Origin of the sequence: Treponema succinifaciens DSM 2489, from assembly GCF_000195275.1 — a bacterium.
Lineage (GTDB): Bacteria > Spirochaetota > Spirochaetia > Treponematales > Treponemataceae > Treponema_D > Treponema_D succinifaciens.
This window is the reverse complement of sequence record NC_015385.1, coordinates 444,367-456,710: the sequence shown is the minus strand read 5'-3', so window position 1 is coordinate 456,710 and position 12,344 is coordinate 444,367. Positions and strand designations below refer to the sequence as shown.

The following is a 12,344-nucleotide window of genomic DNA, read 5'->3' as shown; positions in this document are numbered from 1 at the left end:
TTTTCAACCTGAAATTTTAAAGCGACTTTAATTCAGCGGAAACAACTTTCCATCCGCCTTTTTCTTTTACAACTTCAAGCCAGGCATATTTTTCTTCAAGAAGCGGTCCTGGATTTATGACAGTTGTAACTCCAACTTTACAGATTCCTGCGCTTTCGTGAATGTGTCCTGTAACAACTGCAAGAGGCTTGTACTGCTCAATGAACTGCGTAAAAAGCTCACTTCCAACATGAATGCCTCCTGAAATTTTATCGCAGTCTGTGTTCTTTGGAGGATTGTGGCTGACCGCAATTAAGTTGTTCCATTCCTGCTCGCCTTGTTCCGTAATAATTTTAAAGTCCGCCATAAGTTCTTCTTCTGATTTTTCATTCGGAGTTGTGCCGGTAAATTTGCTTCCGCCGCCACTACCTGCAAATGCAAGACCTTCGTACATAACAAGCTGCTTTTCTACGGAAATGTCACGCTTTTCAATTTCCTCAATAAACGAAGGATTGTCGCAGTTTCCGATTACAGAAAAAATTGTATCGTGTCTGGAACAAAGTTTTTCAAGAGCTGGAAGCCCTGTTTCCTCATTGCCGAATTTTGCAAAGTCGCCTGCAAAAATAACGCCGTCCGCCTGCTTGAAAACTTCATTCATTTTATCAAGAACTTCCAAATTTCCGTGTAAATCTGATATTACTAAAAATTTCATTTTAATGCCTCCGAACAATTTAAGTTTAAATTTCAGCAAGAACTTTTTTCAGCCTGTCCATCTGATTTTTCGTTCCAATCGTTATGCGAACAAAATCATCGATGCCCGGCGTGTCAAAGTGGCGGATAAGAATTCCGGCTTTTTTTACAGCTTCGTAAATTGAAGTTCCGCCCATTCCGTTTTTTTTTGCAAAAATAAAATTTGTCTTGCTTTCAATCACAAACCAATTTTTTGAGCGCAAAAATTCAGTGAGAAGATTTCTTTCGTTCACAATTTTTTTTGCGTTTTCTTCATAGTAAGAATAATTTTCACAAGCGGCTTTTCCTGCTGTCTGCGCAAGAAAATCAACTGGAAAATGATTGAATGAATTTTTTACTGTAAAAATTGAATTTATAAGTTCTGGGTTAGCAACGGAAAAACCAAGCCTCATTCCGGCGAGCGAAAAACTTTTGCTGAACGTGCGCACAATGACAAGATTTTTGTAATCCTTTAAAAGTGAAAGGCAGCTTTCCTCGCCGAAATCAGCATAAGCTTCGTCCACAACAAGAATTCTGTCCGAAGGAATTTTTTTCAGAAAAGATTCAACTTCCGCGCGCTTCAAGGCAATTCCTGTTGGAGCATTTGGATTTGCAAAAATTATCGGGCTGTTGTTTTTTTCAGACTCGGAAAGCATTTTATCTATGTCCAAGCCCCAGTCATTTTTGAGCGGAATTTTTTTCATCTGAATGTTATAGAATCCGCAGTAAACAGGATAAAAACTGTAAGTGAACTCAGGAAGAACAAGCGGACATCTGCTGCCAAAAAATGTATAAAAAACAAAAGAAAGAACCTCATCACTTCCGTTTCCGCAGAAAATCATTTGCGGAGTTATTTTAAATCCAAGTTCTTTTTTTGCGCTCTGGGAATTGCAAAGAACTCCGCCCGTGGAATTCAGCATATCGGCAATCGCAGTTCTAAGCTCAACAGAATCCGGGTCTGGATAAAGCCTGAGTTTTTCACGGTGGCAAGACACGGATTTTTTTATAGCTTTTGCAACATTTTTGCTTGGCGGAAAAGGATTTTCATTTGCGTTCAGCTTTATATAAATTCTGTCCTTTGGCTGCTCGCCGGGAACATAAGGATGAAGATTTTCTAATCGTTCAGATAGCATTTTTACCTCGAAAAAAAATATGCGGATTCAACTTTTGCAAAACCTGCCACATAAAACGCAGCAGATTTTTTTAGCTACATTTTAAATAACTTTAGTCTTTCGCAAGCTTCTTGGATATTTTCACGGTGTCCGAATGAACTGAAGCGGATAAAGCTTTCGCCGCTCGGTCCGAATCCTGCGCCCGGAGTTACAACTACATTGCACTGGCTAAGAATCTGATCAAACACGTCCCAGCTTTTCTTTCCCGGAAATTTCGCCCAGACATAAGGAGCGTTTCCGCCAGAATAAACTTCAACGCCCATCACCTTGAAATTTTCACTTTCCAAAGCGGAACGAATCAATGCGGCGTTTTCAAGATAATAGCTTATCGTTTCCTGCATTTCTTTAAGGCCAGTTTCATCCAATGCGGCAAATCCTCCAGCCTGTGCAATATTGCTTGCTCCGTTAAATGCAGTGTTTGTTATGCGCGCCCAAGCGTCTGCAATTTTTGAGCCGTCATCAAATTTTAAATTCTCTGGAACTACGCACCATCCAAGGCGGACTCCTGTGAATCCTGCCGGCTTTGAAAACGACTGCATTTCAATTGCACAGTCCTTTGCGCCTTCAATTTCATAAATTGACTTAGGAAGATTTTCATCACGTATAAACGCTGAATAAGCCGCATCAAAAAGAACAACACATCCGTTTGCTTTTGCAAAATTCACAAGTTCAAAAAGATTTTCTTTTGTTGCAACTGCGCCGGTAGGATTGTTCGGCGAGCATATATAAATCAGGCTGTCTTTTTTTACAACAGACAAATCCGGGAAAAATCCGTTTTCAGGAAGACACGGCATATAAGTTATGTCCTTGAATCCGTTTTCTGTAACAGGCTCTTTTCCGCCGGCACCAGCCATTACAGTTCCGTCAACATAAACCGGATAAGAAGGATCTTGAACTGCAACATTCACATCCGCGCCAAACATTGCCTGAAGCCGTCCAAGGTCGCACTTTGCTCCGTCCGAAACAAAAATTTCACTTGGCTTGATTTCGCCATTGTAAATTGCCTTTGAAATGCGCTCACGAAGTTTTGGCATTCCCGCGCTGTCATCCTGATAGCCTTCATAGCCTTCTTTTGTGCCAAGAGCTTCCACAAAATTTTTCATTTCTTCAACAATATGAGGAGCAAGCGGTTCTGTTGTGTTTCCAATTCCAAGACTGATTATTTTTGCTTCTGGATGCTGAGCCTGAAACGCCTTTCGTCTTTTTGCAATTTCAGGGAAAAGATAACCCTTCGCAAGATTTGTGTAATTTTTGTTTCTCTTTATCATTTTGACTTCCTCTGTTCAATTTTTAAAAAGTTTAGCATTTTTGCAGGTTTGCTACAATGAAAAAAAACGACCTCCTGAAAAACAGAAGGCCAAAAACAAAGGAGGTTTATGTAATAAGGAAAATTATTTTATGCGGTAAGTTTCAACCATGTATCTGATTGAAGTTCCTGTTTCATCTTCAAGAGTTTTCTTTACAACAAACACAAGGCTTTTTCCCGATTTGTCTGCAAAAATTCTTTCAATCTGATACGCCACGATTCCCTTACGCTCAAAGTCAGGAGTTCCAACAGCAAAAGAAGAAACTGTGTTTCCTGAAGAATCTTTTTTCAGAACTTCGATAAAAAATTTTGAACGGCAATTTTTTCCGCTTCCATTAAAAGACGGAACAAGGCGCACATGATAAAGAATTCCAGAAACGTCAGATATTCCTTCAAAATCCTTGAACACAATTTCTTCTGTAGGAGATTTTGTTTCTGACTCGCGCAAATACAAAAGTGTTCCGACTCCGGCTGGCTTTGCATTGTACTTTGAAATTTTCCAGTTGCATTTTGCCTTTAAATTTTCGTAAGCGTTTTTTCCTGAAATATCCAAGGAAGAATCTCTTGACTTGAAAACTTCACCTTTTACAAAATCATTTGCGGCAACATCAACCGTGTAAATTTCCGCCCAAGGCTCATAAGTTTTATCAGTTTTTCCGTACTGGCCAAAAAGATAATATTTTCCGTCTTCAGAAAAACCTATATCGTCAAAAGAAGCGGCATCTCCTGCAAATGAACTGCACACAGCAAAAAAAACAGAAAATGCGCAAACTAAAATCTTTTTCATTTTATTCCTCCCGGAAAAAACTTCACAAGAAAATACTGGAAGTTCCCACAGATAAATTTTCGGCAAGAAAAAATAAATCTTTAGGAAAGAATTCCGCGGAAAAGCAAAAGTGTTTCCCTTGATAAAAAGAAACCGCTGGAGTATTCTTTAGGCATGACTTTAAAAAACAAGAACAGAATTTTTCTTTTTCTATTTATATTCAGCGCGATAATTTTTTTGTTCAACATTACAGTTCTTTGCATTGCGGCGGCGGCAAAATCAATAGTTCCGCCGATAAATCCGATGCGACCGTTCGTTCTTATTCCAAAAGGCGGATTGTGCCCGTACAATTTTAATTCATCATTGGCGGCAATAATTGCATTCAGTCTTTCAGCTCCAGCACTTTCAATCGCAATTTTTAAAGGATTTGAAAAAACGCCTTCACTTGAAATTTTATTTTTTTCCGGATTTATAATCAGCTGCGTTACAGAAAGCGCGAGAATTCTTTTGCCTCTTTTTGGATTTTGGAAAACAAATTCGCTTTTTTTAATTTACATTGGACGGATTGTTGCAGCCGGAAGATTTCTTGCGCCGATGAGTCTTTTCTTTGCGACAGTTTTTTCTTCCGCGGAAGAACTTCAAAATGCAGAACGGAACATTTTTATTTTGCTTGCTTCAACTTGCGCATTCGGATTTTTTTACCCGATGGATACGACAATAACAACTTCGACATGCACAGTTCTTTGGGGTTTTAGAAAATTTTTTGCGGTCATAAGAGTTTTTATTGTTGTAGTAACAATCTTTTCAGTTTTGGCAGAAGCTTATACAAAAGGAATAAATGGGATTTACATAAAGGCATTGGGCATTGTAATTCTTGCGACAGGCTACGGACTTTTATGCAACACAGACTGCTGGCTTGAATTTTTCATTGCGATTATTCTTTATGCTTCAGGATGCGTTCTTTATTTAAAGACCGTTCACTATTTGGAAAACACCTGGAACTAGCAAAGCAAATATTGAGCTAATCCGCCGAGCAAAATCGGAATAAAAAGATTGTCAAAATCCTTTAGCGGAAGAATTTCAATAAGCATTCCAGCTCCTGCAATTATGAGCGAAACCTTTGTTATATCCGTCTGTCCTTGAAACATAAAAAAGCAAGCCAAATAGCAAGAAATGAAAATCGCAGAAAAACAAGTGAGGCTTCCTGCGACAGTTTTTCCTTCTGTAAATGGAATCTGAATTCTTCCAAAAAGTTTTCCTGCAAGACTTGCAAGTCCGTCTCCAAAGGCGAGAGCATAAATTCCAATTGCGGCAGGAAGTTTTTCCCATAAAATTGCGCTCAAAATAATTCCCAAAACCAGCGTTACAGGACCTAGAACGAATTTATTTTCATCGCGTTTTCTAGCGGCGGCTTCTGTTACGGCGGAAATTAAAAAAACTTCCTTTCCATTCAAACGCAAAATTTCCGCGGCGGAATAAAAAACAACCAGCGCAAAAAGACAAGCGATAGTCGGCTTGTATGCAATCCAAAGAAAACACGGAACAAATGCACTGCACAGATGAATTGACTTTCTGAAAAGCTCTTTTAAAATTCCAATTATTTTCTGGCGAGAAATTATTCCGCTGTATTTTTTTGAGAAAAGAGCCATCATAATTATTCCAGTCCTTCCTCTCCATTTAAAAGCCGCGGAATTTCTGTATAGATTTCAGGTTCATATCCAGAAACAGGGCGCGTTATATATTTTATGTTTTGCTCGGCAAGATTTGAACCGTCAAGCCTTATCATCGTTGTCTGATTTCTTGTCATTGCATCCCAAGCTCTAAGACTTTCCTGCAAGCTGACAATCGATTTTGCATTCAGCGAGCTGTCTCCTGTTGCAGATGCAATTCTTGAAAGCGTAACTCCAAGATTGTTGGAAGCCTTCATGTAAGTATCAACAATATCGGCATGGTCATCACGAATCTGCGGAAGCACAACTCCATATTTTTCACGTTCAACATCAAGAATAGAAAGAAGCCTTTCATAATATCCACGCGCAATATAATTGTCTCCGCTCAAATTCAAAGTGTTCGCAAGGGCAAGCAAAAGATGTGTGTCATTTTCATTTGTGTCCTGGCTCTTTATAAACGAGCCCAAAGCGGCAGGATAATTTCTATTTTGATACTGGATATATCCAATTCTATAACGCACAGATGAAGTGTCGTGCTTGTTGTTCACTGCGTTCTGATAATTCCTTAAAGCGGCGGCATTATCCCCGGAAATAAAATAGTCCAAATCCGCCAAATCAGAATACAAAGTTCCAACATTTTCATCACTTTCAAATCCGCTTGAATCCCTCTCGCGCTCAAAAATTTCAATTCCTTTTCCGTATAATTCTTCCGCAGTAAGATATTCACGCTGATTGCGCATTTCTTCACCCAACAGCCTGACTGCGTTTATGTATTTGTAAGTGTCCTTGCGGTTTCTCTTTGGCTGATTTTCAAAGGAATTTATAGAAGCCTCAAGAAGTTTTGCCGCATTGCGTCCGCTTCTAGTTTCAACAAAATAACGGCCCATGTTGTAAAGCGCAACAGAATTTTCCGGAGCAGATTTCAGTGCGGTTTCCAAAAGTTTTCTGACATCTTCTATAGAAAATCTTAAATTTTCTTCTGACGGCCGAAGTTTTCCATAACGCTTGTCGAGCATATATCCGCTAAGCTCAATCAAGTCCTTTGAAGAAATGGCATTTTTCTTGCCCATCAGAATACTTTTGTACATAAGAACTTGGCGCAAATTATCTGTGCGTATAAAATATCTCATCTGGCGCGAAAGATAAAGGTCGTTGATTCCGTAAAGCTGAGTGAGCAAATCATACTGCTCTTTTGCCAAAGGAAATTTCTCAGCATTTCTGTCCGAAGCCCATTCAAGATACAAGTCGCCCAAAGCAAGCAAAGCGTCTGAATCATTTATGTGATAATCAAGAACTTCGCGCTTTAAAATCCGCTCGCCTTCCTCGTAGTTGTACAAGTCTGAAGTTTCCATGTCTGCCCATTCAAGTCCAGCTTTTTTGTCATGGTTGTAACGCTGAATAATCGCGCGGTACATCATTCTGGAACGGTCGTATTGCCTGTGATTTCTGTACCCTTGGGCAAAGCGGAAAAACCATTTTTTTACAGGCTTATAAGTCAAAGCCTGATTGAATTTTTTTTCAGACTGCGGATATTGACTGTCCTGCAAAAGCGCATATCCTTGCTTGTAAAGAGTGCTCGCTCTTGCCGGCTTGTAAATAAAATTGTTTGTAAGCGTAAATATACAGAAAACAAGAATCGCAGCGGCAGTTGTAAAAATCGCGCTAGGAATTATTCTGTTTTTCAGCTGATACTCAATTGATTTTTTATAGGCTTCATATTCAGCGGCAGAACGGCGTTCAAAATCCCGAGGAACATCAAGCGAAATATCAAGAAGTTTTTCCAATTCAGAGGCGACTTGCCGTGCAGGAGCTTTTCTTAAAACTTTTTCAAGAACTGAAAAAATCGCTTCATCTGTAAATTCGTTTTTTACAACAAAATCCTCAAGCGCAATTCTTACATTCAGCGGATAAGTCGCAAGATTTTTATGAAATCTTTTGTACTCCGCATCTGTAAAAGTGTTTTTCGGTTTTTCATTTTCTTTGGCTTCCGCGGCGTTGGAAAAATCAGCAGTCGCAACATCAGGCTTTTTTGTAATGTCGGCAGTCGCAATGTCGGAAAATCCCGGAATATGAAATTCGTCATCGCCATCAGAATCAACTCCGCCAAGCTCAAATCCGCTGTCTTCCTGATTTGAAAAGTCAAGGTCGTTTATGTCGCTTGTGTCAAAAGTTTCAACAGGCTCATCTTCTGGAACATCCATTTCCGGGGAAAAAAGTTCGCCGTCAGTTGCGGCTGGAGCGGAATCAGTTTGCTCTGTAGTCTTTTCTTCAGTTTCCGGCTTCTCAAAATTCGGCACAGAAGGCTCTTCGTTAAAATCAGGTAAGGAATCTGAATTGTCTGGCGGCATATCAAAATCCGGCAAATCAATATCAGAAAAATCGTCGGCTTTAGATTCCACGTTTTCCGTGGTAGGCTCTGAAATATTTTCTTGAGGCGCATCAAAAGCTTCTGATTTTGGCTCGGAAGAATTTTTGCCGTTCAAGCTGTCAAGATCAAGCGAATCCAAGTCAAAGGAATTTTCATCTGTGGAATTTTCTGGCAAAGTTTTTTCTGCGCTTTCCGATTTGTTATCCGCGGAAAGAGTATCCATTTCACCAATTCCGCCTAAAGAATTTACAAGAGAATCTGTGTCAAGATCCGGCAGAACATTTTTCTGAGCTGAATCATTCTCAGACGGCATATCAAAAAGAGACTCGTCAAAAGCAGTTCCGTCTGGCTCTGAAGCCGGAATAGAATTTTTGGGAGCAAAATCAGCGTCTAAAGAATCCGTATTAAAAATATCAGGACTTACAGATTCTTCGCTTTTCTCGGATTTTTTTTCATCATTGGAAATTTTCGGCTCGTCTTGCGCTTGAGATTCCGGGCTGGATGCAAGAAGAGACTCCAAGTCCATGTCTTCAATTCCGATTTTTTCAGGTTCTGGCTCAGGCTCTGGTTCTTTTTTATCTTCAAATTCAGACAAATCAAGATCGGACAAATCCATGTCTCCGGCGGAAGGCAAAAGGTCTGAAACATCAGGAACTGACTCTTCTTCCGTTGCGGCTGACTTTTGCTCAGAAGCAGATTCAGAATCATCGCTGTCCATAAAGTCAGAAAAATCGTTTGCTTCACGTTTGCGTTCTTCTGCGGCTGCGGCAGCTTGTGCCTGATCTTCTTCTGAAAGAGCTGGAAGTCCATTTACAAAATCTTCAGAATCATCTATATCTGCGACATCTTTGGGGATTTTTACTGTTACTGGTTTTTCTCCGCGGGCAGCCCGGATTTTTACTTCATCACCGAGATTCAATATATCCGAATTAAACTGCTGCAGCTGCTTTAGTCCTGGCATGGTTAAAAATTATACTCCTCAAAGCGACATGTTTTCAAGTCTAATATCGGCACACAAATCCGCCAAGTTTAGAAAATTGAAATCCGCGGAAACCCTCAAAGTTTCAGCTAGAAAATAGAATTCAACTTTAAAATAAAAAATTCCGAAAATACATATATGAAGAAAATACTTTGCGCTATTTTTTCAGTTTTTCTTTTTTTATCTTCTGCGGAACTTTTTTCTGCGGAATCAAAAGCCATGCTCACAGACGAAGAACTTGACTACGCCGAACTTGTGAACACAATTCAAGATGTCGGTTCTCCATATCTCAAAGGCGACTATGCAATTTTCACATCAAAAAGCAACGCACGCCACATTGGAATCGCATTTGACTTTGAAGGATTCAAAACGATTCATTCATTCAAGATAAAAAAATTCATCGACATGGAATACAAAGAAGCCGATTCAATTTATTTTTATATTTTGAAAGTCCCAAAAAATGTTCTTGAAATAAATTACAGACTGATTATAGACGGACTTTGGACTGTTGATCCGCTCAATGATGAAACAGTTTTCAGCAGGGAAACAAATCTTGTGCTTTCACATTTTAATGCATCGCGTGAAATTCCGCAGGTAACCGAAAAAATCAGCGGCGGAAAAATCCGTTTTGTCTACAAAGGAAAATCCGGCCAGAAAGTTCGTGTAGGCGGAAGCTTTACAAACTGGGACAGTTGGATTTATCAGATGAGCGAAGTTGCGCCGGGAGTCTATCAGTTTGAAATTCCGCTTCCACCCGGAAAATATGAATACGCTTTTTACACTGGAATAAATTCTTTTCCAGATTCAGGAAACCCTCAGAAATGCTACACTCCCGATGGAAAAACAGCATCTCTGATTGTACTGGACTAGAACTTAAATCCGCCCGGCATATTAAAGCCTTTCGGAAGATTTGGCATAGAGCCGCCCATTCCCATAGCTCCCATTTGCTGCATAAGCTTTGCCTGTGCGCCACGGTTGCGTGCAAGTTTTTTCATTGTGAGTTTTGTCTTTTCAAACTGCTTTATAAGCTTGTTCACTTCCTGAACACTTGTTCCGCTTCCTTTTGCAATTCTTTTGCGGCGGGTAGGACCAATAATCAAATGGTTCATTCGCTCTTTGTATGTCATGCTTTGAATGATAGCTTTCTGATGCTTCATTCCAGCCTTGTTGATTTGATCTTCGCTGATTTGTCCAGAAAGTCCTGGCATCATGTCAAGAAGCGATTTTATGCTTCCCATTTTTTCAACTTGCTCAAGCTGCTCAAGCATATCCTGCAACGTAAATTCATTGCGCTGCATTTTTTTCTGCATTTTAAGAGCGGCTTCCTGATCCACAGTTTCCTGAGCTTTTTCAACAAGCGAAACAACATCACCCATTCCAAGAATTCTGCTTGCAATTCTATCCGGATGGAAAGACTCAAAGTCTTCTGTTTTTTCACCAGTGCCGATAAAGAGAATCGGTTTTTGCGTAATCGACTTCAAAGAAAGAGCCGCGCCGCCACGTGCATCTGAATCGAACTTTGTAAGAATAACGCCAGTCAGTCCAAGCTGCTCATCAAAACTTTTTGCAATATCAACAGCATTCTGGCCAGTCATGGAATCCGCAACAAGAACAGTTTCCACAGGATTAAGTTTCTTTTTTATAGAAACAAGTTCCGCCATCATTTCTTCATCAATCTGAAGGCGCCCGGCTGTGTCCACGATTATTGTATCAAGTCCGTTTTTCTTTGCAAAATCAACTGAATGCTCCGCAACTTTTACAGCATCTTTTGAATCTTCCTTGTAAACAGGAACTCCGATTTTTTCGCCAAGAACACAAAGCTGCTCAACCGCCGCCGGACGAATCAAGTCGCAGGCAACAAGCAAAGGCCGCCTTCCATCCTTCTTTAAACGAGCAGCAAGTTTATGCGCCGCAGTTGTTTTTCCCGCGCCCTGAAGACCAAGCAAAAGAATTACAGATTGAGTGTCAGGTCCTTTTAACGCAAGGTCAGTTTTTTTATCGCCGAGCATCGCAACAAGCTTGTCGTAAATGATTTTTACAAACTGCTGGCCTGGATCTACAGCCCTTAGAACTTTTTCTCCCTTCGCCTCTTCAATTGTGCTATTTACAAACCGGCGGACAACACGCAAATTTACGTCCGCTTCCAAAAGAGCCATTTTTATCTGCTCTACGGTTTCCTCTATGTTTTTTTCTGTAATTGAAGATTTTCCGCTCAAAGTGCGGATTATTCCGCTGAAAGTTCCTGTTATTTTTTCAAGCATTTTTTACTCCATTTTTGAAATATGCTATCTGTTAAGCAAAAGTTCTTTAAGACATTCTTCCGCATTGATTTCCTTATTAAGAACTTTGTACAAGGCATTGCAAATAGGAAGCTTAAGATTTTTCTGCTCCATGATTTTATGCACATATTTGCAGGCAATCGCACCTTCAGGCAAATATCCGACTTTCTTTACATTCGCAATCAAATCATCAAGATTTTTAAACTGATCCATCATTCTGTTTTTTATCAAGTCTTGCCCGAATCTTCTGTTGCGTCCATATTTAGATTTGCAAGTTACATCCAGATCTCCGACCCCACTGATTGAAGTGAATGTAGCCGCATGAGTTGCGCCCATTGCAAAACCAAGCGTCTGAATTTCATTAAGACCTGCCGCCATCAAAAGACTTTCAGTATTGTCTCCAAAAATCGGACTGTTTTCAGCAAGAGCATCCATTGCCCCGTAAACAACAGCAATTACATTTTTAGCAGCCGCGCAAACCTGAACACCAATAGTATCAAAAGAAGCATAAGCCATGATTCCTTTTACACGCAAAAGATCCCGCATACGAACCGCATTTCTATGATGCTGGCTCGCCGCAATGAGTCCGGTTATTTTTCCAAGCGCAACCTCCTCGGCATGGCTAGGACCCGCAATGTAAACTGTCGCGTTTTTATAGCATTCAGGAAGAGCTTCTTCCATTGTGTCCAAAACAAATTCAGGATTTCCAGATTCAGAAGGAACAAATCCTTTTGTCAGCGCACCGATTATTGTAGAACCGTCCGCAATATTAGGAACATCAGTAAATTTTTTTATCGTAGAAGCAATATAAAGAGAAGGACTTCCCATAATCAAAAACTGCTTTCCCGCAGCAACAGCTTTTATGTCAGAACTTGCAGTAATTGATGGTTCAAGCGCATATCCCGGAAGATACCTTTTGTTTTCATGCTGATTGTTTATAGACTCAACAACGTCCTCTTCCATTGCCCAAAGCTGAACTTTATGTCCGCCGCGCGCAATAGCAGTTCCCAAAGCTGTCCCCCAAGCTCCCGCTCCAATTATTCCAACTTCAAAAATTTCCATATCAAATTTCCTTGATAAAGCTGACTGAATTTTA

General features: G+C 40.1%; 10 protein-coding genes. 2 read left to right on the top strand and 8 right to left on the bottom strand.

The window, feature by feature from the left end; all coding sequences use genetic code 11:
* Nucleotides 1–16: 16 nt before the first annotated feature.
* From TRESU_RS02145 to TRESU_RS02130, 4 genes are all read right to left on the bottom strand, one after another.
* Nucleotides 17–691 carry a metallophosphoesterase family protein gene (locus TRESU_RS02145; protein ID WP_013700680.1) on the bottom strand — a complete coding sequence of 225 codons (675 nt, stop codon included), beginning with the start codon at nucleotides 689–691 and terminating at the stop codon, nucleotides 17–19.
* A 25-nt stretch (nucleotides 692–716) separates the two neighbouring features.
* Complete coding sequence (gene hisC / locus TRESU_RS02140; protein ID WP_013700679.1) at nucleotides 717–1,841, bottom strand: histidinol-phosphate transaminase; 1,125 nt, start codon at nucleotides 1,839–1,841, stop codon at nucleotides 717–719.
* A gap of 74 nt (nucleotides 1,842–1,915) precedes the next feature.
* Nucleotides 1,916–3,148: an LL-diaminopimelate aminotransferase gene (locus TRESU_RS02135; RefSeq protein WP_013700678.1), complete on the bottom strand. Its 1,233-nt coding sequence runs from the start codon at nucleotides 3,146–3,148 to the stop codon at nucleotides 1,916–1,918.
* Between the two features lie 123 nt (nucleotides 3,149–3,271).
* Nucleotides 3,272–3,973 carry a DUF2259 domain-containing protein gene (locus TRESU_RS02130; RefSeq protein ID WP_013700677.1) on the bottom strand — a complete coding sequence of 234 codons (702 nt, stop codon included), beginning with the start codon at nucleotides 3,971–3,973 and terminating at the stop codon, nucleotides 3,272–3,274.
* A gap of 153 nt (nucleotides 3,974–4,126) precedes the next feature.
* On the opposite strand from TRESU_RS02130, the gene TRESU_RS02125 reads away from it, so the two are divergent.
* Nucleotides 4,127–4,957 (top strand): hypothetical protein, encoded by an 831-nt coding sequence (locus TRESU_RS02125; protein ID WP_013700676.1) that lies wholly within the window; start codon nucleotides 4,127–4,129, stop codon nucleotides 4,955–4,957.
* Here TRESU_RS02125 and TRESU_RS02120 read toward each other — a convergent pair.
* Entirely contained in the window at nucleotides 4,954–5,604 is a 651-nt protein-coding gene (locus TRESU_RS02120) for a diacylglycerol/polyprenol kinase family protein (RefSeq protein ID WP_013700675.1), read from the bottom strand. The genes TRESU_RS02125 and TRESU_RS02120 overlap by 4 nt on opposite strands.
* Before the next feature lie 2 nt (nucleotides 5,605–5,606).
* Complete coding sequence (gene flcA / locus TRESU_RS14020) at nucleotides 5,607–8,951, bottom strand: periplasmic flagellar collar protein FlcA (RefSeq protein WP_013700674.1); 3,345 nt, start codon at nucleotides 8,949–8,951, stop codon at nucleotides 5,607–5,609.
* Between the two features lie 156 nt (nucleotides 8,952–9,107).
* On the opposite strand from flcA, the gene TRESU_RS02110 reads away from it, so the two are divergent.
* Nucleotides 9,108–9,839 carry a glycogen-binding domain-containing protein gene (locus tag TRESU_RS02110; protein WP_013700673.1) on the top strand — a complete coding sequence of 244 codons (732 nt, stop codon included), beginning with the start codon at nucleotides 9,108–9,110 and terminating at the stop codon, nucleotides 9,837–9,839.
* Here the strand turns inward: TRESU_RS02110 and ffh are convergent.
* Nucleotides 9,836–11,230: a signal recognition particle protein gene (ffh, locus tag TRESU_RS02105; RefSeq protein ID WP_013700672.1), complete on the bottom strand. Its 1,395-nt coding sequence runs from the start codon at nucleotides 11,228–11,230 to the stop codon at nucleotides 9,836–9,838. The genes TRESU_RS02110 and ffh overlap by 4 nt on opposite strands.
* Before the next feature lie 24 nt (nucleotides 11,231–11,254).
* On the bottom strand, nucleotides 11,255–12,310 hold the full coding sequence (locus tag TRESU_RS02100) for an NAD(P)H-dependent glycerol-3-phosphate dehydrogenase (RefSeq protein WP_013700671.1): 1,056 nt from the start codon (nucleotides 12,308–12,310) through the stop codon (nucleotides 11,255–11,257).
* Between the last annotated feature and the right edge of the window lie 34 nt (nucleotides 12,311–12,344).